The 25378-nt window shown below is 44.9% G+C and carries 17 protein-coding genes; 12 read left to right on the top strand and 5 right to left on the bottom strand.

Going from position 1 to position 25378, the window contains the following annotated elements:
- The first annotated feature begins 28 nt into the window (after positions 1-28).
- The 10 genes from HUJ21_RS10765 to HUJ21_RS10810 all read left to right on the top strand — a co-directional run bounded on the left by HUJ21_RS10765 (position 29) and on the right by HUJ21_RS10810 (position 16620).
- The gene (locus tag HUJ21_RS10765) at positions 29-3208 is read left to right on the top strand and encodes a TonB-dependent receptor (RefSeq protein ID WP_291369630.1); all 3180 of its coding nucleotides are present in this window, start codon (positions 29-31) and stop codon (positions 3206-3208) included.
- A gap of 55 nt (positions 3209-3263) precedes the next feature.
- A complete protein-coding gene (locus tag HUJ21_RS10770) occupies positions 3264-4658 on the top strand; it encodes a RagB/SusD family nutrient uptake outer membrane protein (RefSeq protein ID WP_291369632.1) in 1395 nt (464 codons plus the stop codon).
- Positions 4658-7174 carry a hypothetical protein gene (locus tag HUJ21_RS10775; protein WP_291369634.1) on the top strand — a complete coding sequence of 839 codons (2517 nt, stop codon included), beginning with the start codon at positions 4658-4660 and terminating at the stop codon, positions 7172-7174. The genes HUJ21_RS10770 and HUJ21_RS10775 overlap by 1 nt, the downstream gene beginning before the upstream one ends.
- A 74-nt stretch (positions 7175-7248) precedes the next feature.
- The gene (locus HUJ21_RS10780; protein WP_291369636.1) at positions 7249-8679 is read left to right on the top strand and encodes a sulfatase-like hydrolase/transferase; all 1431 of its coding nucleotides are present in this window, start codon (positions 7249-7251) and stop codon (positions 8677-8679) included.
- A gap of 32 nt (positions 8680-8711) precedes the next feature.
- Positions 8712-11921, top strand: coding sequence for a glycosyl hydrolase (locus HUJ21_RS10785; RefSeq protein WP_291369638.1), 3210 nt, complete (start codon positions 8712-8714; stop codon positions 11919-11921).
- Between the two features lie 35 nt (positions 11922-11956).
- Positions 11957-13558 carry a sialate O-acetylesterase gene (locus HUJ21_RS10790; RefSeq protein WP_291369640.1) on the top strand — a complete coding sequence of 534 codons (1602 nt, stop codon included), beginning with the start codon at positions 11957-11959 and terminating at the stop codon, positions 13556-13558.
- A gap of 40 nt (positions 13559-13598) precedes the next feature.
- Positions 13599-14192, top strand: coding sequence for a hypothetical protein (locus HUJ21_RS10795; RefSeq protein WP_291369642.1), 594 nt, complete (start codon positions 13599-13601; stop codon positions 14190-14192).
- Between the two features lie 88 nt (positions 14193-14280).
- Positions 14281-14838 (top strand): Uma2 family endonuclease, encoded by a 558-nt coding sequence (locus tag HUJ21_RS10800; protein WP_291369644.1) that lies wholly within the window; start codon positions 14281-14283, stop codon positions 14836-14838.
- A gap of 77 nt (positions 14839-14915) precedes the next feature.
- Entirely contained in the window at positions 14916-15920 is a 1005-nt protein-coding gene (locus HUJ21_RS10805) for a glycoside hydrolase family 43 protein (RefSeq protein WP_291369646.1), read from the top strand.
- A 52-nt stretch (positions 15921-15972) separates the two neighbouring features.
- Complete coding sequence (locus tag HUJ21_RS10810; RefSeq protein WP_291369648.1) at positions 15973-16620, top strand: hypothetical protein; 648 nt, start codon at positions 15973-15975, stop codon at positions 16618-16620.
- Between the two features lie 81 nt (positions 16621-16701).
- Here HUJ21_RS10810 and HUJ21_RS10815 read toward each other — a convergent pair whose 3' ends face one another.
- Complete coding sequence (locus tag HUJ21_RS10815) at positions 16702-17940, bottom strand: DUF4221 family protein (protein WP_291369649.1); 1239 nt, start codon at positions 17938-17940, stop codon at positions 16702-16704.
- A gap of 215 nt (positions 17941-18155) precedes the next feature.
- Here HUJ21_RS10815 and HUJ21_RS10820 point away from each other — a divergent pair, with 215 nt between their 5' ends.
- Together HUJ21_RS10820 and HUJ21_RS10825 are read left to right on the top strand one after the other, a co-directional pair.
- Positions 18156-18473 (top strand): hypothetical protein, encoded by a 318-nt coding sequence (locus HUJ21_RS10820; protein WP_291369651.1) that lies wholly within the window; start codon positions 18156-18158, stop codon positions 18471-18473.
- A gap of 476 nt (positions 18474-18949) precedes the next feature.
- Positions 18950-19636 (top strand): DUF4397 domain-containing protein, encoded by a 687-nt coding sequence (locus HUJ21_RS10825; RefSeq protein ID WP_291369653.1) that lies wholly within the window; start codon positions 18950-18952, stop codon positions 19634-19636.
- 391 nt (positions 19637-20027) lie between these two features.
- Here the strand turns inward: HUJ21_RS10825 and HUJ21_RS10830 are convergent, their stop codons facing one another.
- From HUJ21_RS10830 to HUJ21_RS10845, 4 genes are all read right to left on the bottom strand, one after another.
- The gene (locus tag HUJ21_RS10830; RefSeq protein WP_291369655.1) at positions 20028-21095 is read right to left on the bottom strand and encodes an STING domain-containing protein; all 1068 of its coding nucleotides are present in this window, start codon (positions 21093-21095) and stop codon (positions 20028-20030) included.
- Between the two features lie 23 nt (positions 21096-21118).
- Positions 21119-22186: a hypothetical protein gene (locus HUJ21_RS10835; protein WP_291369657.1), complete on the bottom strand. Its 1068-nt coding sequence runs from the start codon at positions 22184-22186 to the stop codon at positions 21119-21121.
- Complete coding sequence (locus HUJ21_RS10840) at positions 22156-23604, bottom strand: hypothetical protein (RefSeq protein WP_291369659.1); 1449 nt, start codon at positions 23602-23604, stop codon at positions 22156-22158. Before HUJ21_RS10840 ends, HUJ21_RS10835 begins: the two co-directional genes overlap by 31 nt.
- 177 nt (positions 23605-23781) lie before the next feature.
- Positions 23782-25227, bottom strand: a complete 1446-nt coding sequence (locus HUJ21_RS10845; protein ID WP_291369661.1) for a M48 family metalloprotease — start codon at positions 25225-25227, stop codon at positions 23782-23784.
- Positions 25228-25378: the final 151 nt, after the last annotated feature.

Here is a 25378-nt window from a genome sequence, read left to right on the forward strand (position 1 = left end):
CCAAGTAAATAACCAAAACCAAAATACCATGAAAACAGCTTTCAAAATTTCGGTGGTTCTAATGATCCTGGGGATCTTTCCCGGCCATTATAACCTGTTTGCGCAAGTCTCTGATCGGCTGAACATCAGCGGAACAGTGACTGCCGCAGAAGACGGTAGCACTATTCCGGGAGTAACCGTACTGGAGAAAGGTACCTCCAACGGCACTGTGACGGACATTGATGGGGAATTTCAGATCGACGTAAGCAGTACCAATTCCGTTTTGATCTTCTCTTACGTAGGGTACATTACTGAGGAAGTTCCGGTTGGAAGCCAGAATATTGTGAATATTCGATTGCGGACTGATCAAAAACAACTGGATGAAGTAGTGGTAGTAGGCTATGGTACCCAACGAAGAAAGGATTTGAGTGGGTCCATTTCCCGAATCACATCAGAGGAGTTTTTACAGCCCTCCTCAGTTAGTTTTGACCAAATGTTGCAGGGAAAGGTTCCCGGAGTACAGATCAACCAAACAACAGGTGCTCCAGGTGGAAATGTGAATATTCTGGTAAGGGGCGTAAGTTCCATTACGGGAGGGAACCAACCACTATATGTAATTGACGGGTACCCGGTCGATGGTGGAGGCAATACGGATATGAGTGGTTATGGCGGATCCAGCTTTTCTTCGGAAAACATGGCGTCCAACACTTCCAACAGGATAAACCCTCTCACCTCCATCAATCCATCGGATATTGAGTCCATCGAAATATTAAAGGATGCTTCTGCTACGGCAATTTATGGTTCAAGGGGCTCCAATGGAGTGGTCATTATTACCACCAAAAGAGGATCTTATGAAAAGGCACAAATAAACCTGGATATATCACATGGTTACCAGGAAGTGGCTAACAAATTGGATATGATGAATGCGCAGCAGTATGCAGAATTTGTAGCAGATGGCAGAGACAACGCCTGGGTATTTGCAGGAGGAAACATTGATGACCCCAATGAGGTCAGAAGTGTGGCAACACGGGTAAGGCCGGAGTTCAGAAACCCCTCATCCATTACCACGGATACCGACTGGCAGGATGTCATTTTCAGGACAGCTCCTGTCAGTAATATTCAGCTTTCTTCCAGAGGGGGGACAGACAATACCAACTTTTTTATATCGGCAGGCTATTTTTCTCAGGAAGGAATTGTAGTTAATTCTGATTACAACCGATTTAACATGAGGGTGAATTTTGATGCGCAGATCACCGATAATATCCGCGTGGGAACCTCTACATACGGTTCTTATGGGTATGGGCGTTTTGCCAATACGGAATCTCATTACGGACAGGGAGGGCTTCTTTCAAATGCACTGGCCGCATCACCAACAATTCCTGTTTATGATGATGAAGGGAATTATTATTTTGACCAGGCGGATGTAACAGATGGCCTGGGCTTTCTTGCCAACGTACTGGCTGTAAGTGAAGGAACCCAGGATAGACGAAAAGTGATGGATGTTTTTACCAACAATTATCTCGAGGTGGATATATCCGAAAACCTGATGTTCAGAACCTCGGCCGGAGTAAATTTCAGTTCAAACAGTACCCGCCTGTGGCGCTCAAACGCGGTGCCTTTATATACTTCCCTGAACTACCCTGCAACTGCTGGCGCTACCAAAATCGAGAATTTGAACTGGCTGAATGAAAATACCTTTACTTATAACCGGATTATAGAAAACCGGCATTCGCTGAATGCAGTAGTCGGGTTTACAGCCCAGAAAAACAGCAGCGACCGGCTTTCTGCAGGTGCTTCTGATTTTCCAACCAACTATGTGACCTACCTTTCCGGCGGTATTGTAAATGCAGGTACCCAAACTCTGAATGAATGGTCGTTGCTGTCTCTAATGGCAAGGGTCAATTATTCCCACGATGACAAGTATTTGTTTACGGCTACGGTAAGAAGAGATGGTAGCTCCCGGTTTGGCAGTAATTACAAATGGGGGTCTTTCCCATCCTTCTCGGTAGGATACAATATTTCCGAAGAGGAATTTCTGAGCAATGCCGATTTCCTTAGCAATTTGAAGCTCAGGGCCAGTTATGGGATTTCGGGTAACAATCAGATCGGCAATTATACCCATATTGGTTTATTGAGTACTACCCGGTATATCAACAACAGCGGCTTGATTCCCGGGCTGGTACCAAGCAGCCTGGCCAATGACGACCTTACCTGGGAAATATCCAGACAAACCAACTTTGGATTGGATCTGGGATTATTTCAGGATAGGGTAAATCTGACAGCAGACGTTTACCGTGATCTCAAAACAGACTTGCTCCTGGCGGTGCAGTTGCCGGCGGCTTCCGGGTTTACCAGTTCTACCCAAAACATAGGGGATATTGAGAACAAAGGGCTTGAGTTGGGATTGAATACCATTAATGTCAACCAAACCAATTTTGGTTGGAACAGTAACTTTACATTTACAGCCAATAGAAACAAAGTATTAAAATTGGCAACTGACGGTGGAAGAATATCTACTTCCTCCTTTCAGGTCACTCAGGTAGGATATCCTGTGTCCAGTTTTTTCCTGATCAACAAGCTAGGCGTATTCATGACAAGTGAGGAGGTGGATGGTGCGGCGTTGTTTCATCCGAGAACCCAAGCTGGCGATCTTAGGTTTGAAGATGTGGACGGAAATGGTGTTATTAATCAAAACGACCGGAAAATAGTAGGAGATCCCTGGCCAGATTTTGTATGGGGAATGGACAATAATTTCAGATTGGGGGCATTCAGCTTCAATGTTTCACTTGTGGGGTCACAAGGCGCTCAAACTTATTTGATGTCTGGTGGCTCCTTGATGGGGTCCAATAGTGTGCAAAATGGGTTGGCGATTCAGGACAGGAGGTGGAGATCAGAGGAAAATCCCGGCGATGGGATCATTCCCAGGGCCATCCGAAGCAACTATGCCAATGGTTTTGGTACTTCTTCCCAATTCCTATTCGATGCCTCATTTGTGAGGTTAAGAAACGTCATGTTGGGATATGAAATGCCGCAGGATCTGGTAAGTAGGTTCAAGCTAACCAGATTAAATGTGTATGCCAACATTGCCAATCTTTACACCTGGACCGACTATCCGGGATACGACCCGGAATCTACCACTACGGGAAATAATGTGGTCAATGCTGGATTGGACTATTTGAACTACCCGCTGCCACGGACCTATACACTTGGTCTTAAAATAACCCTATAACCTTAAAAAGAACGTCATGAAAAGATATTGCTTATATATAGTTTGCTGCATATTAATGTCAGCTTGTTCTGATTTTCTGGAATTGGAGCCTGAGCATCAGATCAGTGAAGGCTCGTTTTATCAAAATGTCAACGATTTCGAAACTGCTTTAATTGGGAGTTATTCTGGGTTACAAAACCTTCACAGCACCGCTTTGGTATATTTGGGTGAACTCACTACAGATAATGCTGAAATTCAATGGACATCGCCCACTGTTTCGGAAGTGGAATTGGACGAAGTAAATTTCACGCCTGCCAACGGCTTTCTGAATACCGTTTGGTCAGTGTGTTTTACTACCGTGTCCAGATCTAATAATATCCTCACCCGGTTGGACGATGTGGAAATGAGTGCATCGGCAAAGGATCAGATCCGGGGAGAAGCACTGTTTTTAAGGGCATACGGCTACTTTCACCTGGTAAGGACCTTTGGGCAGGTTCCCGTAGTGGATGTTGCTTTCAGGAGTCCTGCAGCGATCAATTCGTATGATATGTCTCGAAAACCTGTTGAGGAAGTTTATGCGCTTATAGAACAGGATCTTTCCCAGGCAGCCACTCTTTTAGAAGGAGCAAGTGCACAGGGAAAATCCCGGGCTTCAACAGGTGCGGCAAAAACCTTGCTAGGGAAGGTCTACCTGACTACTCAGGAATATGACTTAGCCGCCAGCATTCTGAAGGAAGTGATTGATAGCAATGCCTACACCCTCAACGAGGATTACAAAACCTTATTTAGTCCGGGAAATGATGATTTGGATGAATCTATATTTGAAATTAAATTCATGTCTGGTAACCTGGGTGTTGGCAACGGTTTCTCTAGTATTTTTACTCCTGCTCGTTTTGATATGGATATTTTCCCCAATCAAATGCAAGGCTCCGGACGGGTACTGCCTACGCCCGATATGGCTGATGCCTATGAAAGTGGCGATCTGAGGAGAGCTGCTTCCATAGGTGACTCTGTACTGCTGGTCACCGGGGAATACGAAGATGAGCTGTATGGACTTAAATTTGTCGATTTTACGACCGGAGTACAGGGAGACGGAGGTGTAAATTTTACTGCGCTTAGGTATGCAGACGTATTATTGATGTACGCAGAGGCGCTTAACCAAACAGTAAATACCGGCGAATCATTGGAATACCTGAATCAGGTGCGGAATCGTGCCGGTTTGGAAGATTTATCAGGGCTGTCCTCAGATGAGCTGTCATTAGCATTGGAACAGGAAAGACGGGTAGAATTTTTCCTTGAAGGACACCGTTGGTTCGATCTGGTAAGAACAGGCCGGCTTTTACCGGTTATGAACGGGTATTTTCAGCAAAATAACATGAATTTTACAGTGGAGGAACATAATTTGGTGATGCCGATACCTCTGAGGGAAATCGACATCAATCCTGACCTTGGACAAAACACCGGGTACTGATGACTACATTCAAGAGGTACGGGTTATTATTCGTATGCCTGCTCACTGCATGGCATATGAACGCTCAGGACAATCTTAAGGGAAAGCCGTTCAACAACATTACGTTGGAGGCTTCCCTTAAGCCTTTTAAATTGAATGAAAAAGCCTATATTCAGGTTGTTGCAACCGAAATGTTTACTCAATGGCAATCCTTACTCCGGCATGCCGATACCGTTTCCGTCATGTTATGGACCGGCGACGGGTCGGAAATACTGGATTATAAGGGCAATAAGGTTCAACCTTTGGAATGGGCGATGTATATGGGAAATCCCAATACAGAACATGAGGTAGGATCTGGGCCAGAATACCTCTCCCTTCATGAAAGAGCACTTTTGTATCGGGAAAATCCTCCGGAATTCAACTATGGGGACCTGGCTTTTATCGTTAAATCCCTCAAAGAAGCAGGTAGAAGGATTACGGGTAAACCGATTCTGGTGGGGGCCACTTTTGATCCGGGTCCGGAATTCGCCAAATCCCCTTTTAAATATGAAAAACACCCTGAAATATTGGGTGGCAATGCCATGGGGCACAAAACTTTTGTGAGCAGTTATGCTGTATTGGAAGGTGATTCCGAAGCCTACGCCGGCTTTCCTGATGGTATTCCTGACGAGACACCGTTTGGTACTTTCTTTGGCCGGCAGAGTCAACATTTTCTTACAGATTTAGGCTTTGATTATATCTGGTTCAGCAACGGGTTCGGATTTGGAGCAGAAGGATGGTCTGCCACAGGGGCAATTTTTTCAGGGAAAGATTTTCAGGAAGAAAAGCTCAACCCTGCCGCTGAAAAAGTATTGGAATTCTGGAAGCTTTTTCGTCAGGAATGTCCGGATTTTCCCATTCAAACCCGTGGAACAAATCTTTCGGTAGGTGCGGACCTTGCCAGGGATGCGGTAGATCTTAAGGGAATTTATGATGGAGGTTTTAATATGCTACCCCCGCCTAATTCTCCGTGGGCAGCGTTGGATGGAGATTTTGGCTTAGAGTTGGCAGGATACATGTCCAGAATGGCTGAATTACCTGATTCCAGGTTTCCCTTTAGGTACTACACCCATGACCCCTGGTGGATCAATAGCCCTTGGCTCGACAGGTATGGACGGGAACCGCATGACATTTACCTGCCGATGTCAGTAGGAAGAATTGATGAAAATGGCGAAATGGGGGTCCCCACCCATCTGAATTTCCTGAGCATTGATGATACCTATGGGAATATGCCTACACAGGTACCCGATGAAGTGATTCCCCATATTTTAAAAGCCAGATATGACCTGCCCACATCTCCCGGTCCTTTGGTTTGGGTGTACCCATTTGACGAATACCATGATTGGGCAAAAAATCAGGATGGAAGGTTACCGGAGGTATATTACGGAGATTGGTTTATCCGGCAGGCGATCAATTCCGGTCTGCCGTTAAATACCGTCATTTCCACGGATTCTTTTCAGGAAGCAATTGTAAAAAAACCCGGGCTGTTTGCGGAATCCATACTGATTACCATCGCCCCGGAAGAAAATGCGTCCCTCGAGCAAGCCTTAATGGAGTTTGTGAAAAAAGGAGGCAATCTTATTGTATTTGGACCAATGGATCATTCCAGCAGGGAATTTATGGATTTTATTAATCTTACAAACGTAGATCCATTAGAGGGTGAAATGCGGTTGGTTTCAAACGTAAATAAAGGTCTTATGGAGGAAAATGCGCCTGATTTGATTAACCATAGATCTTTGTTTTCCGGCGGAGGTTTTCGTTCGAAAATGAATGATCCTGATGATGAATATTCAAGAAAACTGCTTCATGTGGAGCAATCGGGCCAGTTAAGAGACATGGCCTGGGTTCGGACCCATCCAGACTGGGAAGGAGGCAAGGTCTTGTATTTTAGAGGGACCAACTCCAGTGATTTTACGGGAGGCAGGCTATTGACCCCGGATGATCCGGAAGAATATGTAATTGTTCCTGAATTGCTTCGAAAGATGCTATCGGCATTTGGAATGAACATCAAGGTTGAGAGACAGGGTATTTCGATTAAAGATCCTGTGCTGACTATCAACCGATCGGACAATGCTTTTATTTTCTCGGGGTATAACCCGAATTCTACCGTTAAACAGTATTTTAGATTTGAGCAGGGGGCACCTTTGCTGTTGGGGCTGGAAACGATACTTGAGGACGGCCATTCCACATATACCATGCCTACCGCATGGCACAGGGAGTGCCGGGCTTTTGTGGAGCAGGAGTCTGGTATGCTATCCTTTAAGGAGCTACATTCAGGTCAAAAGGGAATTGAAAAGCGGTACCAGGTGAGCGGATTAAAGAATGGCACCCTAAGGTTTTATCCACAGGACGCTGCTACGAAGGAAGATTTGCAGGTATTTCTTAATGCCGGCTACCCCTGGAAAAATGGACGGATTCCATTCAAGGAAATAAATGACGAAAGGGGATCTTATGTTGAAGTAAGTAATGTTACCGGAACAGTGGTGTTTGCCTGGTAATAAAATCTAAAAAGCGATGTCGCTCAAATCATAACTTAATACTGCTTGGACATTACCAATAAATCCTATTTTCTATGCGTTTCGATAACTTATCCTACCTATTCTCAATCCTTATAACCGGGGTATTCTTACCTGGATGTTCCCAAAAAGGTGAAGAGAAAGCAAAGCCAAATATCCTGATCATACTGACCGATCAGCAAACCAATGATGCCATCAGTTATTTGGGCAATCCAAATTTACATACGCCTGCAATGGATCAGTTGGCAGCTGAAGGCACTTATTTTACAGCGTCTTATTGTAGCAGTCCGGTGTGCGGGCCTGCAAGAAGCAGCCTGATTACAGGAATGATGCCTCATAAAACAGGTGTGGTCTGGAATTCCACACATATTGATTCCTCCGTGCCCACTATTGGCCATCTTTTTCAAGATGTTGGTTATCAGACAGCCTGGGTAGGTAAATGGCACCTGCCTCTATCTTACCCGGCAAAAAACAAAATGGATTCTGTCTCTGGATTTAAAGTGATTCCCTTTCAATCCCTGGATGAAGCCTGGGACCTGGGCGAAGACACCGATGGTCCCATTGCAGATGCGGCAGTAAATTATATCCAAAATTACGATGGGGAAAACCCCTTTCTTTTAGCCGTTTCTCTCCACAATCCACATGACATTTGCCATGTACCGAGAAGGCCGGATGAGTATGCCAAAGCTGACGAGTTGGATACGCTCCCTCCTTTGCCGCCTAATTTTGAAATAGCCGAAGACGAGCCGGAATTTCTTGCCGAAAAGCGCCTCATGGACCATTACGGAGATGAACTGTTGTTAACCAAAGACTACACTCCCGAGGATTGGCGAGCCTACCTGTACCATTATTACCGGTTTACGGAGATGGTGGACAAAGAGATAGGAAAAATAATGGAGGCACTTAAATCGGCAGGGCTGGATGAAAATACGATTGTGGTCCTGACCAGCGAACATGGGGATGGTGCTGCTGCGCACCAATGGGCGGCCAAATTGAGTTTATACGAAGAGGCAGCTACGGTTCCCTTTATTATCCGCTGGAAAGGGAATATCCCCTCTGGAGCTATTAACCGGGAACAGTTGGTCTCCGGAATAGACCTGGCTCCAACCTTATTGGATTATGCCCAGGTCGAAAAGAATGTCCAATTTACCGGCAAAAGCCTGAAGCCGGTGCTGGAAGATCCCAGGGAGAATTTAAGGGACTATTTAGTCGTGCAACTGGCCGATGATAAACTGGATTCCAGCAGGCATGCAAGAATGATTCGGAATAAGCGCTTTAAATATAACCTGTATAATCAGGGAGAACGAAACGAGCAATTGTTTGATTTGTGGAATGATCCGGGCGAAACAACGAATCTGGCCTATGAAGAAAATTACCTGTCTGTCAAAAAAACAATGAAGGAAGCATTGTCAGCATGGATTAGGGAGAGTGGCGATCCGTTTTTGGAATGGCATCCGCTACCCGAACGCAGCTCCCTTACCCAATAGAAATGAATTTTAAACCCCAAAATCTCCAGACCATGAATACAAAAATCAAATACATCCTGATCCTGGCCGGTTTTATTGCCGGGCTTATTTTGCCGGGTTTTGGACAAAATAGCCCGGTATATGAAAAGTTTCACAGTGGGTTCCAAACCCCACCTTCCTATGCCCACCCCATCGTTTACCATTGGTGGCTGGGTGGACATGTTGATAGCCTGCGGTTAAAGGAAGAAATACATGCATTCAAAGAAGCCGGAGTATCTGGATTTACCATATTCGAAATCGGTTCCCGGGATACCGTTCTGGTGGGAACAGGTCCGGAATTTTTGGGGGAGGAATCCCTGAAAACCATCCAATTTGCAGTGGAGGAAGCCGGGAAGTTGGGAATGGAAGTAGGATTGAATACGGCCAGTAGCTGGAATGCGGGAGGAAATTGGCTAACTCCGGAGCATGCAGCCAAATCCATTTATCAATCAAAAGTTAATCTGAGTGGAGGTAAAAATCAAAAAGTAACCATTCCTTTTCCCGAAATACCGGATACGGATCCGAGAGGAAGAAAGCGGATGATCGAATTCGGAGCGGATGGTAAACCGGTTTATGCAGCCGAAATCGCCCTGCTGGCGATTCCTGAATTTCCCGGAGAAAGTCTGGCAGATACCAGCCAAATCAGGGATATTTCCGAATTTTTCAATCCGGAAACCGGGATGCTGGATTGGGAGGTTCCGGAAGGAGAATGGAAAATTGTAAGGTACGTTTGTTCCAATTCGGGTGAAAACCTGATTTTGCCCAGTAAGTATTCTGCAGGTCCTATCGTGGACCATTACGATGCAGAAGCCACCGCCTTTCATTTTAATTATATCATTGACCGCTTGCAGTCCGTGTTGGGGGATTTAAGAGAAACTGCCTTAAAAAGCCTTTATATGGCGAGTTATGAGGCCAGGGGCTTTACCTGGACCCCCACGCTACCTGAGAAATTCAAGGCGATCAACGGATATGAAGTCAAGAAACTCCTGCCCATCCTATTTGAGGAAGCGGAATTTTCAGCCGAAACAACAGCCAATTTCCGGGCTGATTTTCAGCGCACCTTGTCCGAACTGATGATTCATAATTTTTACATGAAATCCAAAGAAGTCTGCAATGCCCATGGCCTCAAAAACAACAGTGAGGCCGGAGGCCCCGGTCTTCCCTTGCATAATGTGCCGGTTGAGCCCCTGAAGGCACTGGGCAAAGGGCTGGACATTCCCAGAGGAGAGTTCTGGATCAATCACGGCCGGTACAACGAAGACGGAATGGATATTTTGAGGGTAGTGAAGGAAGTCTCCTCGGCATCTCACATTTATGGTCTTGGAATAGTTGAAATGGAAGCTTTTACTTCCTTCCAGCATTGGCAGGAGGGTCCTTTTGAGATGAAGCCGATAGGAGACAGGGCTTTTGCCGAAGGTATGAATAAAGTGGTGGTGCATGGATCTACCCACAATCCGGAGGGAACAGGTGTGCCGGGTATCGTGTATCATGCCGGTACCCATTACAACGACAAACGGGTATGGTGGCCGAAAATCAGACCTTTTAACGAATACCTGGCCAGGGTTTCCTATATTCTTCAGGAGGCTGATTTCCAAGCTGATTTTCTTTACTACTATGGAGATACCATCCCCAACTATGGTGGGCACAAGCGAGGCAGGTTCTCCCCGGGGGCGGGTTATGATTACGAACTGGTCAATACGGAGATACTCCTTGGGCTGGAGGTGCAGGAAGGCAAAATCATTAATCCCATTAATGGAGCGGAATTCAGCGTGCTGGCACTGGCGGAGGAGCATGAAATCCATCCGGAAGTATTGCTGAAACTAAAAGAAATGGCAGAAAATGGTGCGGTAATCATCGGCCCCAGGCCGAAAGAGATTGCACAAAGGAAATTAAAAACCGGCATGCCTGACATGGAAGGATGGCTGGAGGAACTTTGGCACCCCTTCGATGCGCAAGATTTAATTGCGGAAGAGGCAGTGATTTTCGAAGATGCAGACCCAACTGAACTAACGGAGGCATTGGGACTGGTGCCGGATCTTGATTATGAAGACAAGTCATTCTATACCCTGGATTATACCCATTACCAAAAGGGAGACCTTGATTTTTATTTTGTTGTCAATACTACCGGGGAATGGCTTTCCCGAAACCTGCATTTCCGGCAGCAGGGCAGGGTGCCGGAGATTTGGGATCCGGAAAGCGGTCATATTATCCCGGTGGGCGTGTATGAACAAAAGGAAGCACAAGTCAGCCTTCCCCTTACATTGGCTCCCTACGAAAGCAAGTTTGTCGTTTTTGCGCCGGGAATTGCTGCAGGACATTATTCACAAATTGCAGGTGCCGGATTGCACCCTCCAAAAATAAATTATACGAGGGATGGAGTAGAGGTCTGGGACGAGGGGATCTTTGTAATGAATGAACAAGCCGGTTCCCAGGAAATACATAGTAGCATTCAGGAAGAGACTATTGATGGAGCCTGGGAGGTGTTTTTCCCCGAAGGCTGGGGGGCTCCCGAAAAGGCCGTGTTTCCGGAGCTGACATCCTGGACAACATCTGAGGTGGAGGGTATTAAATATTTTTCCGGAACAGCCCGTTATGAAAAGCAATTTGTACAGCCCCTGTATCCCAATCACCATGCCGGAGCCAGGACTTATCTGGATTTGGGAGACCTTTCACATGTGGCGGAGGTCTGGCTAAACGATGAACACCTGGGCATTACATGGGCCAAACCTTACCGCTTCGACGTGACCGATCTGCTCCGTCCGGGGATCAACAGCCTGCGGATTGAAGTAGCCAATACCTGGTCCAACCGGATTACCGGAGACGCCATTACCGGAGAAAAATTTACCCAAACGCATATCGAGGAAACCAATATCAAAGGGATCAGCCATATCCGGGTACCCTGGGAAGAGGTGCCATTGATACCCTCGGGATTGTTTGGTCCCGTTACGCTCCGTACCCTCATGCCGGTCAAGCTACCCCAGTCGCTTCAGGCTGCTCGTATATTTTCTGACAATATGGTCCTGCAGCGGAATCAACCCATCCCTGTCTGGGGCGTAGGTACAGCGGGGGAGGAAGTGGCTGTCCAATTGGGAAACAAAAAAGCGGAGACAAGGGTCTTGGCCAACGGCCACTGGCAGGTAGCTTTGCCCGCCTTCCCTGCTGGCGGGCCGCATACCATGAGCATCGAAAGCGGAAAAAAAAAGCCGAATTCAAAGATGTTCTGATAGGAGATGTCTGGTTGGGTTCCGGACAATCCAATATGCAACATCCAATGGGTGGTTGGGAATGGATCCCCCATTCTGAAATACTTGATGCCAGGTTGGAGCTGGAGGATAGCAATTATCCGGAAATACGGCTTTTTGATGTGCCGCTATTTCCATCGCCCGAGCCTGTTGAGAACCTTTCGGGTGGCAGATGGGAAAAGCCTAGTCCTGAATCATTGGCCGGTTTTTCTGCACCTGCCTGGTTTTTTGCTAAAAAGCTACACCGCGACCTGAATATTCCGATTGGCATTATCCACAGCTCCTGGGGAGGTACCAGCATTTTGACCTGGTCCAACGAACAGACCCTGCAGGATTTTGCGGACTCCCTTCCACAGCTGGAATCCGACCTTCGGTATTTTCCGCAAACCTGGAGCAATCAGGTACAAGCGGCTAAAGAGTACCACCGCATACGAAGAAACAAGTTGAGTCATCCGGATCCGGAAATCAAGCGCCAGATGCTAGCGCCCGGGTATTCCGCAGTGGGCTGGAAAGATTTGGATCTTTTTGATGATACAATGGAACATGGCCAGGTGCTGTGGATGAAGCATCAGGTAAATCTGAACCAGGAGTTGGCAACCACAGACCTGACATTGCAGCTTGGGTTCCTGAACAGGCAAAGTCATGTGTATTGGAATGGACAGGAACTGGGATATTTCCAATACCCTGCTCCGGTAAACATCCGGGTGCCGGCAGCCTGGGTAAAGAAAGGCATCAACGAAATCGCCTCGCGCCTTTCCAACCCCTGGGGTGGAGCCAATTTTTATGGAGCTCCGGAGGAATATGTCCTTGCAGATTCCTCTGGTAATTTTCAATTATCACTTGCTTCAGGCTGGAAGGGAATCAACAATCAGGAACCCATTCCTCCTGCAAAACCCTTTTATGTAAACGAACCTTCGTTTTTGTTTAACGGCATGATCAGTCCGCTCATTCCTTACGGAATCAAAGGTTTTATTTGGGATCAGGGTGGTGCCGATGCACGCAGGCCTGAACTGTACGCACAGCTATTTCAGCGATTGATCCGGGATTGGAGAGCCTACTGGAAGAATGATAAGTTGCCTTTTCTTTTTGTACAAAACACCGGCACCTATAGCAGTCATGAATTTGAAAAAAGAACTTTTGTAAGAAGTCCGCTCCGGGAGGCTCAGGCAACTGCATTGGAACTACCTCATACGGGAATGGTAGTATCCGTTGATATTGGTGATCCCTACGATGTACATCCCAAAAACAAGCAGGAATTTGGCAGGCGGCTGGCCTTGCAAGCACTGGAGAAAGTATATGGACGGGATATAGAGGCCGATGGCCCCTATTATGGCTCCCATCAAGTCAAAGGAGATACGGTAGTAGTCAAGGTGAAGGATCCGGGGCAGCAATTTGTCTTAGATTGTACCGGTGAATCCTGTGGTTTTGAGCTTGCCGGTTCTGATGAGGTATTTTATCCGGCAAAGGCCGTTTTACAGGGAGATGACATATTGGTTTATTCCGACGAGGTCGCCAGACCCAGAGCCATTCGTTACGCCTGGGGTGACTATCCACTTGCAGGAGTTTCTAACCAGGAAAACTTACCGATGGCACCATTCAGGGTGGATATATCAGACTGAGTGGTACCTAAAACTAATATTGATTTTTCTGCCGATTGAGATGGACACAAATTTGGTATTTTCCATTGCTGGTTGGGAATTTTCAGGAATGACAAATAATTTGGAATCATCCGCATCAGAACTTATCTTAAGCAGGCCAACCAATCGACAGACAGATTTCGAATGGAGCTATTTCAATACAATTTTTCTTTACTTGCTGTATTGGTTTTCCATTTTGCAGCAATATATCAGTTCCTTTGATCGTGAGCCTGGGATATTCTTCGCAGTGATCATGAATGAAGAATTACAAAGGGATACTTTATATACAATAGAAGGAAATCACCTCAAGCCGCATAGTAGGTTTGATTTTGCTTTTTCGGACAAGAGGAAAGTATTTAATATATTAGAAATCACCGGGCAGGATGATTATTATTTCATGACCTATCGTAGCGATAAGTATTCTATTTCCCAATTCGTATACAATAAGGAAAAAAGTGTTGGCTATGATTTAAAGGATGGATTCACGGTGGCAGATGGAAGCAAGCAACTGTTACATGCATTTGGGGACGGTGACTATTTTTATATCAGAAGGGAGACTGATGAAACCGGATTTGAATTGAATCCCATCATTGTATGGGTAAAGTTAAAGGAATAGTCGTAAAAATGAAACTCCCAAATGGAGTGGCATACTGGCATATAAAACTGAAATTAACTAACTTTAAAACAGAAAAAAGCACCATACCATGGCAACTGAAGTCGTAAAGCGGTTGATAAATGTAGATGAATACCACAAAATGGCCGAGATGGGCATACTGAAACCGGATGACCGCCTGGAACTGATACAAGGTGAAATATACGAGATGAGCCCGATTGGAAGTAAGCAGGCAGGCATAGTAAATAAATTGGCCAGCCTGTTGAATGAGCTGTTCAAAAATAAGGCAGTCGTCGGCGTTCAAAATCCGGTTCAAATCGATGATAGGAATGAACCCGAACCGGACATTTGCCTGTTAAAATACCGCCCTGACTTTTATGCTTCCGCCCATCCGGTCCCTGCAGATGTGCTGGCCATCATCGAAGTGTCCGATGCTTCTATCAGGTTTGATAAGGATGTAAAGCTGCCCCTTTATGCCACCCATCGCATTCCGGAATACTGGATTATCGATCTGGATAACAATTGGATTGAAGTCCATACGAATCCGAAAAAAGGAAGTTATGCCAGTATACAACGATACCTGCCCGGCGAGGAAATTTCCCTGATGGAGCAAAGACTTTCTGTGAACGAATTGCTCATATTAAGTTAGGTTGGTGTCTTTTTTTGAAAGCCATTCCGCCATTTCCTTTTTGCTCCTTTGCATTTCAATTTAACAGACCCAATCCTATGAAACAGTTGATTGCCCTATTACTTTTTATCCTGGCCCTGCAGCCTCTTGCCTATTCCCAAGACCACCGGCCTGAAATCAGGGAAAATATCCCATTGGATTCCATTCGGTTAAGCGATCCCTGTATTTTGGCCGACTCCGAAACTGCCACGTATTACATGACCGGAACAGGAGGCTTGCTCTGGAAAAGTAGAAATCTTGATTTCTGGACCGGGCCGTACCGGGTGGTCGAAACCGACCCGGCTTCCTGGATGGGTCCCCGCCCCATGATCTGGGCTGCCGAATTGCATCAGTATAAAGACAAGTATTATAACTTTGCCACCTTTACCAATAGAGAGGTTAAAATCGATACAGTAAAAGGGAATGTGATCGAGCGCAGGGCCTCCCATATCCTGGTTAGCGACAAGGCGGAAGGACCTTACCGGCCCATGGAAGATCCGACCTATCTGCCGGCCGATAAGCCGACCCTGGACGGGACTTTCTGGGTGGAAGAAGACGGCAAACCTTATATGGTATATTGCTACGAGTGGCTGCAAAACTGGAACGGTACCATTGAGAAAATCGAATTGAAACCCGATCTGAGTGGTTCGGTGGTAGAAACCCAGCTCCTTTTTAGCGCCAGTGAATCCCCCTGGAGCCGTGAGATCAATGATGCAGGGGATACCATTCCCAACAAGGTCACGGACGGGCCCTGGTTGTTTAAAACCCAGACCGGTAGGCTCGGGATGATCTGGACCAGTTGGGTGTTCGGTGATTACACACAAGGGGTAGCCTATTCCGAAAGCGCGACATTGGATGGTCCCTGGATACATGAGGAAGAACCTATTACCCCGCCAAACTTTGGGCACGGTATGTTATTCAGAACTTTTGAGGGACAGTTGCTGATGGCGGTCCATAGTCACCAGGTAGGGGAGAATGGCCGTTACATACGTATCCCCAAACTATTTGAAGTCGATGATTCAGGGGATAAACTGGTACTGGGACAGCCATTCAAGGCTGATTAAAAGACATGCTAAATCCCTTAACTAAGCATTCTTTCATTAAACAAATTATCCAATGATTAAGAAACCCGTCTTTCTTGGTTTATTGACGCTATTTTTTTCCTGTTCTGAGGATATCTCCTCACCCGGGGAGCCGGAAGAAATGGAAGGGCCTGCGGAACTGGAGGAGACTACAGAAGACCCCGCCTATCCGGTCTGCGGATTTGATTTGGATCAGGAGGGAGACCCCATACCGCTGATAGGCAATTGGGAATTTGTCGGTTTTGAACATCTGGAAACAGGCAATTTTTACCCCTATACCTGTACGGCGAGACTGGCTCATCTTACCCATTATCAGGGTGGATACGATAATAGGCTGGATGACTATGATTTTCCACTTTACCTGAAGTTAATGGATCAGGAATGGGCTGAGGAAGATCAACCATGTCAGGGAAGATTTAAACTGGAAACCAGGACCCACCTGGGGGTACTTCATTCCTGTTTTTCTTATGATGAGCAGGGAGCTATTGAGTTTGAAGTTGGCTTGCCCGATTGGGGTTTTCCGGAAGGCGGCACCATTATTTTTCCGGAAGAAAGCCACCATATCTCCTATACAGAAGCGTTGGAGAATGCCGTCTACTTTGAAATTGATGCCAACAGGCTGTATGTTTATTTCGATAGTGAGGACTACAGAATGGTGTTTTTGGAGCTGAAAGAGAATTAATGGAGCTATTTTTCAACCTCGCACTGGCCCCTCTTTGAATAGTGGTTTGTATCCTTATTTGCCTTATTTATCAGGGAATGGTTAGAATTTTAAATCCATCACGGCAAATCCCAATTCATCGGCCACATTGACATGGCTCCATAGTTTACCATCCTTGAAAAATCCGCCCTTTGGCAAGGTAGACAGCCCCTTGATTTTTGTCTCTCCGATAAGTTCCAGGTCTTCAGAATAGGCCATAAGGAAGATTTCGAGTTTGGCTGCGGTTGATTCGGTTTCTGGGGACAGTACCCTACTGGCAAACCGGAAATACCTTCCGCTTTTTTCGTCCCTGATAAAATTCCAGTAGCTGATTTGAGTTGACAGTTTTTCCAATTCTCTCTCAAATTCCTGCTGGCTAAGAACCTGGTTTTTAACTTCTCCTGTTTTTTTCGGAGGAACCAATTTGAGCGGAAATCGCCTGTAAAAAAGACTATCGGATCTGGACTCGTAGACGTAAATTCCGTTTCCGACCGTGCAGGAAATAAGTACCCTGTCATTAAAATGTTGTAAAAACGGCAACTCAATCTTCAAGCCACCGCCTTCAGGCCCACCTGTACGGATGGTGAATAAATGGGCTTTCTGGAATTCGGGTAGAGGCACCATCACTTTCCGCTCACCTGTGGAGTCCAGCACTGCGAGATAATAGTGCCGGGTTTCATAGTTAAAAGGTAGTGAATACAATTGGTCCAGGTTAGCGTCAAATACAATCCTGTTGTTTACTGTTGCCGATTCTACGGGAAATCCTTCAATAATTTTTTCCTGATTCAGATTCCAGGATCGAACCTTGATTCCAGAATTCCGGATGATCGATGGTTTCCCGAAAGCGGGAAAGAAGAAAAGGCCCTCACCGAGTGGCTGAAAAGGAAAGGTAAATCCGGGGCTATTGGGCCCGTCTTTTTCAAAAAAATAGGAATCAACTAGTTTTAACGAGTCCAGATGTATCCGCTGTAGTTCCAATGTTTTGTAGTCGAGGATATGGTAGTGCAAGCCATTGGGAGAAACGGCCCCTATAAATGGGATGCCAAAGTTGATCAGTTGATCCCCTGTATCCACCATCAGGGTATCCATAGAAAAGGTGAAATTTTCAAGCAGATTGCTTTTTTGGCCTGCAGCGCTCGCCCCTTCTGAGGCTTTTTTTCCTTGGCAAAAAACCAGTGTAAAGAGTAGTGAAATTAAAAATAGTCGGCCGCCCATACCTTTGAGGGAGTAGGACAGGCAAAGCAGCTTTAAGTGCTCCCTGCAGATTTTTAGGTTTTGATACCCTTGATCAAGATATTTCATAGCTATTCATATAGCGACTTCAAACCAAAGAGTCTTTTTTGTTTTATTCGGACAATGATTTTCTCTAAGGTACGACCAAATAATGATAAAAACTAATAAATACGTTTAATTATTGTCAGTACTTCTTCTTCGCGCTCGCCCTTACGGTTATCATACCGACTACCGACAACCATTTTTTTAGGAATTACGTGTAGTAAGAGTAAACTAAATCGGATATGATAAAAAGTCAGTTGTTTTTTGCGTTTTTATTTTTGATGGTTCTCTCCTCCTGTTCACCGCATCTTTTTGCCTCCCTGAGAAGCAATAATATGAACCAACTGGAGCTGGGAATGTCCAGAGACCAGGTCACCGGAATTCTTGGCAACAATTATACTATTGCAGAGAAGCGTCTCGAAGGGGGAGTTCCGCTAGAAGTGCTTTCCTACCGCAATTTTCCGAACGATGACGAATTCTACCTGTTCGTGTTTAGGGGCAATGAGCTAGAAAAATGGTACAGGGAGCTGGTACCCAATTTTGAAAGCAGGAAGGATTGAGATTTGTGCTCCATTCATTTTCCCAAAGTGAGTAAGTTAATTACCCAAGTTTACAAAACACGCATGGAAGGATAAGAAAACCTTGTTTTTTATCAGCATGGCACTGGTACCAAAAAAGGCTTTCGTTTTTAATAGAAATCTCCTTCAAAAAATTCTTTTAATCTGGCAGCAGGCAGTATGGCTGTTGTGCTTTTGAAGGTTGCCTCACGGTTCCTTTCATTTAGGAAAATCAGAATCTTACAGATAGGTATTATGTGAAATTTGCTAACGGGGCGGAACTTTTCAAAATATCTAATATCATTTCCTTCCGAGGTAACACCCCCAATTACCAAAAATGCAGTCCCACATTGGCGGGATTCGGCATGACAATTGTGCCGTTATATATTATATTCAATAAATCTTAAATTTTAAATTTATTTAATATTATGTTCTTAGAAAAAATCAATAAGTTCATAAAACGAAAAAGATTTCCAATAATGTCCGCAATTGGTGTTGGCATGATAGCCGTTGTGATATCGGCTTGTGATGTAGGGGATGACGACCCTGTTCCCCTTCCGGACATATCCTATGTAGGGCTATACAATGCCTCACCTGATTCCCCTCCATTGGATATCTTAATGGAAAACGGACGTATCAATTACTATCCACTTAGATATTCGGATTATTCCAATTATCTCAATTTCTATGCAGGAGAAAGAACCATGCGTGTTAGTCCGGTTAATGCTTCAAATGTAGTGGTGGATACTACTTTTAATTTTGAACCAGAAGCTGCATATTCATTATTCTATGTAAATGAATATGATGATATTCAGGCATTTTTGGTAGAAGATGAAGTGTTATCCTTATCCTCAGGAGAGGCTGCCGTACGTTTTATTCACCTATCTCCCGATTCTCCGGAAGTAAATCTGGTCAGGTCGGTAGAGGATGAAAACACCGTGTTGGCAGAAGGAAATGCTTATTTGGACCCGACGTCATTTATGGCAGTCGAAAGCGGGGTTCAATCTTTCCAGGTAAATTTGACAGATAATGGAGAGGAAGTATTGTCCATTCCGGATTTAAATTTGAGATCTGGTGGAGTTTATACCATCCTGGCAAGGGGATACAATAATCCTCCTGCAGGTAATAACAACAACCTGAGCGCAGATGTATTGATCAATAATTAAGTTAATTTAAATCTATTGCTAAAGGCCATAGTCAGGTAATTATCTGGCTATGGCTTTTTCGTTTCGAAAATGATGAGGCTCATTTTTATTTTTTTTGACTATTATTTTATAAATCCAAAAATGGCGGGGTTTAAATTTGATCCGGCTAATTTTATTACCTGATTCCGACCTAATTTCAAGCAAAATATGTCTTTAAACGATTTAAGAGGAGGTGAGCAAATATCCAGGGAATCCATAACAAGAAGATACAACCCTACATTATCCTACTGAAGCGAGTTAAAAATCAGGGCATAAACTATTTTTTATCAATCACATATGACTTACTCTTAAAGGCGGAGTCCACCCAAGATACGCATCAGACTTGCCATTAAGTGGTTAAATCACTTCAAATTCAATCAAGGGTTGCTATTTCCGGATTCCACCGCCATACGATTCGAATTTTCTTTTTGGTGCTGGGGAATTCGGTTTCCAGTTTTTTACGAAACAATTCACACTTGGTGGCAAAGCGTTCAAGTTCCTGAGTTTCCAGCAAAAGCCATTCTGAGTTGTCTATTTGCGTTTCCTGCAGACCGCGCCGGCGCTGAATGGATTCATTCAAGGTGACCAATACGGTGGGAATATCGATTAGCACCGGAGCTCCGGTTTCATCATACCGTAGATAAAGATTGAATGGACGGGAACGGCGAATGACTTTGGCACCTACAAAATCAATCAGTTTCCCCTCCTGGAGATTTCGGATGTAGTCATGGTTGGCCATGTGCATTTTATCAGGTATCAGGATTTCAAACTGCAACTTTTCCCGTTGTTTTTGGTCCAGCTGCCGTTCAATGGGGTTGCCCTTGTCGTCCTTTCCAGTTACTTCATATACTTTCAGCTCGAAGTCATCGCTGTCTTCATACCTCATGAATACTTTGGGAAGAATCATGGAAAGGAAGTTTTTCAGGTAGTTTTTTGACAGTCCCACAGCTGTGGGAATTTCGGCGATTGGCGCATTGTAAAAACGGGTTACCGGATTTGGAAACCAGTCTATTTCACCCAATACTTTGATAATGTCCTCAAACCGGGGTTTCAAGAGGGCTTTGGGTGCCTCAGTATCATCAAAAGGAAGGTCTAAAAACCTGTAAGCAGCGATGTCAAAAGGGGTTTGCTCCAGTTCATTTGAAACAGAACTGTCTTTTACGATCAAAGAAGGTTTACCGAAGGAATGGTAAATTCCCAATTCATACATGACGTTAGGGTTATTACCCGTAATGTCTGCGACCAATATATCGGCTTGTTCCAGGTATAACAGGACCTGGTCCATGACCGAACCGATATTGCCTTCTTCGGGGGTGATCACAGTAAAACCATGGGGTCCTACCAGGGGTGCCACGATCTTTCTTGCCAGTAAGTTGAGCCTGCTCATGTCCTTCATGGGACCAATGACAAAACAGCGTTTGATTAATTCCTGTGAATACATAGTATTTGGGATGGATTGAATTTTTAAGAGCGGATGATGGCTTGTAACATTTTAGGGATAGTACGGATTTGGTCCAGGTCTTTTTGTTGCTCCTGTTCATCAAGAGCATCAAATGGGCGAAGGTCCAGGTGTAGTTTTTCTGCTTTCAGGATTTTTTTTCCTCCTTGTTTGTACCAATAGGCTTTCCAATGCTCCCAGGCTTCCATGACCCCGGGCTCATCCTGAAGGGGCCTGAAACCTTGAAGTAATAATTCTGCACACCAGCGCCGGTGTTCGGCCTGGCCTAGTCTTTTTTCATGAAAAGCAACGATGTCCGGGTCAAGCAGTGGCTCGAATGTTTCGGGATGAAATTTCCAGTCAATCTCCCTCCAAACCGATCGAAGTTTTACCCAAAGATGATCTGCCGCATGCCTGTTGGATTCCTTTTCCTGTTCACTGCTCTCCTGCCAGACCCGGTTAATTTCCAAATTGCTGTCACCGTAGCCTTGCATGTACCAGTAGGCGATTTGCCTGGGTAAAGCATCCAGAGCACGGTCACGGATTGCTGAAGCAGTACATTCGTCAAGGAGATTGCCAAAACAGCGCACAGGAACCTCCGGGGCCAATTGGTTTAACCGGTATTCTGTGTTTTTTTCCTCTGTTTTGTTAGGGAATTTATAATAACAAAATACCTGTAGGTTACAGTTTTCTTGTTGCTTGTAGCGATTGAGTTTGGGCAAAAGCAAAGAGAGGTAAGCACCGGAATTCAGATCATTCTCCAAACAGATGTAAAGGCTTACCGTGTTTTTCGTTTGCAGTATTTCGGCAAAAAGAGGGGATTTTCCGGAAAGCCTGGCGGCATCTTCCTGTGGAAGGTCATAAAATTCAAGACTGTCTTTTTCCCAGAGGTCTGCTATTAGTTCTTGTAGGTGATGTGCTTTAGGATGGGTATTGAACACGGGATAGCTATTTAAAAATTCTTCTCTGGCAGCCATGGCATTGTGACAAAAGACCCTGACTTTCAGGCGTTTTTTTCCGGGAAAGTGTCCCAGTCTTAAGGCGTTTAGTGCTATTTCCTTACCTAATTTCTCGAATCCCACAATGACCACCATGGCTTGTTCCGCATTTGGACTTTGATAAAAGCGGTCAAATGGGAAGCACAATTGTAATCTTCGTGCGGTATTTTCACAAATATCAAAGATATGCATGCGGTCTCTGGATGAGCTTTCCAAATGACTATATAACAAGGTTTTGAGACTGCTGTCTTGTAGATGAACATACCACCTTTGCCGTTTGGGAATGTTTCCGGAAATCCTGTCCAGTTCCAGTGTGGTTCGGACATTGTTGGTGTCATCCTCATCCAGCAGGTAGATTTCATCGGCCTTTTGGTGATAGATTTTTTTAAAAGGCTGGCAGAGTGTGTGCTCCCTTTGACCCAAATTGCTCCTGTTCCTTGTATTTCGGAGGTGAAGGGTTGGTTTTCTTCAGGGCAAACCACCACCACCTTTTTCCGTGAGGAACACAAATCCTTTACCAGTGTAAAGCTTTTCTCTCCGGTCCCCAGTACCACTACATATTGATGAGGATAGAAACGCTGCCAGAAAATGAGTTTAAGCCTCCGCCTTTCCTGTCCAAGTGCAAAATACAGTGCAATGGTAAAGGCTGATAAAGCCGTTAGAAGTCCCATATATCTGGCGAGGTTTAAGGCTATGGGGACCGCCGTATTTTCGATCACTGAATTGTTGAATGTGATCAGGTTAACGGCCATGAAAAGGGCATTGTGGAAATCCAGATTAGGAAGGATCTGTAGAAAGCCAAAGGTACCCAGTGCAAGGGTAGAAAGCACGAGAAGCATGGGTAATACAAAAGAAAGAAAAACCTGGGAGCCTATTTTTCGGCCAATTGGTTTCCATATCTTTTTAAAGAGTGTTTCTTTCTTTACCAGGGGAAGGGCTACTTCAACCCAGCTAAAATGAACAGTAAAAGGGATGCGGTGAAATTTTTCCTGGGTAAATGACAGGCTATCAGGCAACAGACTTGCCAAAGGGTAGGGATTAATTGACCTTGGTACTACCAGGTGATGAAGGTTAAGTTTATAGTCTCCTTCTAAAGCCCATTTGACAACTGCTGAAGTACCTGCTCTTTTGCCATTGTAAACCCCATCCCAAAGGACCAAAATATGCCTGGCTTCTGCAAGGAGGTGATTCCCCAAAGCTTCAAAGTAATTTTCTTCGTTTTCACTTGGAAAATAATCCGGGAGGATGTGCCTGTCCATACCCTTAGGTAATTCCATTGTTTGGTTTTGGACTGTCAGTATTGCCGTAGAAGGGATTCCTATTTCCCTGGCTATTTCAACTACCAATTGGTCGGCCCCTTCGGCCATTCCACTTAACAACCTGAATGTCCCAAGGTCCTTGTCCCGGGTGATCTGGATTAATTTTTCTTTTACCTTAACTTTTATTTCAGGTAAATCTTCAGGCCTGAGGTCCCGGTGTCCTGTAACTGCGATATAAGTGGTCGGCTTGGCCATAGCCCTTCTTGATCTTTCGGTTGATCATTTTTTTCAATGAAATTTCACATGCATTTAAGATCTTGTAAAATAAGGGTTTGTAATTTAAAATAGAATTTAAATTTAGACTATTGCTTAAAATAATCGCATAAGTGATTGAAAAATGGCCAAAATCCGGTATTAAATTCCAGAAGGGGGTTATTCTACCACCTTGATCAGGGTACCAGCCTCCAACTGCTCATCTAGCAGCATGCCATTTAATATGGCCATTTCTTCCAGGCGACTATCTGGAATCTTGTGATTTTTAAGTGCCCTCTCCAGGGTCATGGCCTGATTGACGCTTCGGATGGCTAACCTTTCGGGTTGACGGTTCAGCTTATCTGCCACTTTTAGTTCGCTGAAATTTCTCATGGTACCCAAAAAATCCTGCTCATAGCTTCCAAAATTACTGCTCTCAGCCAGACCCATCAACCGGTAGGTCATATCATTTAGCTGAATATAGTAGACCAAAAGCCGGATGTTATTGCCATTTTCCTGTTTTTGTTCAGCCATTAGCTGCAGGGAATTCAGGTTGTTGACTTTATCATCACTTACAGATAGTACTTCGAGTTGGTATTGTTTTACCATTTGGTCGGCCATCTCCCGGAGGTTTTCGCCAGAACTAAGTGTCAACGACATGACTGCTTCCCCGCTTTTTGGAGCCATTTGCACTTGTTGGGGACTGTTCTGAAGGCTCCATTCTTTCGGCACGGGGAAATTAAACTTTAATTCGGGATGATAGAAAACCTTGTTTTCCACAAATCCTTGTCTTGGGTCTTCTCCGTACACCAGGCCTTCGATTCTTCTCAGGTAAGTTTCCCTGTTGATTTTTGTGTCATTCAGGTCCAGTTTTTCTTTCCAATTTTGTGCCAACCGGGCCACGGTAACGTTTCTTTCAGCGGGAGAAGGATGTGTAGAAAGAAATTCCGGTACAGGACTGCCGCCTTCTTTTGCCTGTTGTCTTTCCAGGGTTTCAAAAAAACCAGCCATTTCCACTGCATTGTACCCGATTTTCGAAGAATACTCTACCCCAAGTTCATCCGATTGCCGTTCTGCATCTCTGCCGAAGCTCAACAGAGCAAGTTGCATGCCCTGGGAAAGAGGTTCTATAAAATCCGAAAGTTGGGGCACCAGGACAATTCCGGCAATCATCCCCAATTGGCCCAGCATGGCATTGCGCTGCTGAATGACAGAATGTCTGGCAGTTACATGGCCTATTTCGTGGCCCAAAACCCCAGCAAACTCTGCCTCATTGTTGAAATGGGCCATGATGCCACGGGTAAAATATACAAAACCTCCGGGTACGGCAAAGGCATTGATGACGGGAGAATCAACGATTTTGAATTCATAATCCAATTTTGGGCGATGCGATACGGCAGCCATTTCATTTCCTTTTTCTGTAATAAATGCCTGTAATTCAGGGTCATCGTACCGGCCAAAAAAAGCGATAATTTCAGGATCAGAAGATTTACCCATTTCTACTTCCTGTTTTTCGGACATGAACACCAATTGCTTTTTGCCCGTGACCGGGTTTCGGGCGCAACTGATCTGAATGAATAATAAACCAAATAAAAAAAAGCGTTGGAAAATGAATAGAACTGACATACCTTGAAGTGTTGGTTAAGTTTAATATTACCTATCAAATGCTGTGCTATAATTTTTAAGAACTGGATTATTTGGACACTTCAGTTGGGTATCCTCCCGAATGTGGTTTCAGTTCAGGGATTTCTTTGGTTTTTTCCCGGTATGGAAAAAA

Source organism: Cyclobacterium sp. (assembly GCF_014762705.1).
Lineage (GTDB): Bacteria > Bacteroidota > Bacteroidia > Cytophagales > Cyclobacteriaceae > Cyclobacterium.

Excerpts from the sequence above, each read along its gene's own strand:
- HUJ21_RS10765 (WP_291369630.1), top strand. The coding sequence starts at position 29 with ATGAAAACAGCTTTCAAAATTTCGGTGGTTCTAATGATCCTGGGGATC.
- HUJ21_RS10770 (WP_291369632.1), top strand. The coding sequence starts at position 3,264 with ATGTCAGCTTGTTCTGATTTTCTGGAATTGGAGCCTGAGCATCAGATC.
- HUJ21_RS10775 (WP_291369634.1), top strand. The coding sequence starts at position 4,658 with ATGACTACATTCAAGAGGTACGGGTTATTATTCGTATGCCTGCTCACT.
- HUJ21_RS10780 (WP_291369636.1), top strand. The coding sequence starts at position 7,249 with ATGCGTTTCGATAACTTATCCTACCTATTCTCAATCCTTATAACCGGG.
- HUJ21_RS10785 (WP_291369638.1), top strand. The coding sequence starts at position 8,712 with ATGAATACAAAAATCAAATACATCCTGATCCTGGCCGGTTTTATTGCC.
- HUJ21_RS10790 (WP_291369640.1), top strand. The coding sequence starts at position 11,957 with ATGCAACATCCAATGGGTGGTTGGGAATGGATCCCCCATTCTGAAATA.
- HUJ21_RS10795 (WP_291369642.1), top strand. The coding sequence starts at position 13,599 with ATGGACACAAATTTGGTATTTTCCATTGCTGGTTGGGAATTTTCAGGA.
- HUJ21_RS10800 (WP_291369644.1), top strand. The coding sequence starts at position 14,281 with ATGGCAACTGAAGTCGTAAAGCGGTTGATAAATGTAGATGAATACCAC.
- HUJ21_RS10805 (WP_291369646.1), top strand. The coding sequence starts at position 14,916 with ATGAAACAGTTGATTGCCCTATTACTTTTTATCCTGGCCCTGCAGCCT.
- HUJ21_RS10810 (WP_291369648.1), top strand. The coding sequence starts at position 15,973 with ATGATTAAGAAACCCGTCTTTCTTGGTTTATTGACGCTATTTTTTTCC.
- HUJ21_RS10815 (WP_291369649.1), bottom strand. The coding sequence starts at position 17,940 with ATGAAATATCTTGATCAAGGGTATCAAAACCTAAAAATCTGCAGGGAG.
- HUJ21_RS10820 (WP_291369651.1), top strand. The coding sequence starts at position 18,156 with ATGATAAAAAGTCAGTTGTTTTTTGCGTTTTTATTTTTGATGGTTCTC.
- HUJ21_RS10825 (WP_291369653.1), top strand. The coding sequence starts at position 18,950 with ATGTCCGCAATTGGTGTTGGCATGATAGCCGTTGTGATATCGGCTTGT.
- HUJ21_RS10830 (WP_291369655.1), bottom strand. The coding sequence starts at position 21,095 with ATGTATTCACAGGAATTAATCAAACGCTGTTTTGTCATTGGTCCCATG.
- HUJ21_RS10835 (WP_291369657.1), bottom strand. The coding sequence starts at position 22,186 with ATGGTGGTCATTGTGGGATTCGAGAAATTAGGTAAGGAAATAGCACTA.
- HUJ21_RS10840 (WP_291369659.1), bottom strand. The coding sequence starts at position 23,604 with ATGGCCAAGCCGACCACTTATATCGCAGTTACAGGACACCGGGACCTC.
- HUJ21_RS10845 (WP_291369661.1), bottom strand. The coding sequence starts at position 25,227 with ATGTCAGTTCTATTCATTTTCCAACGCTTTTTTTTATTTGGTTTATTA.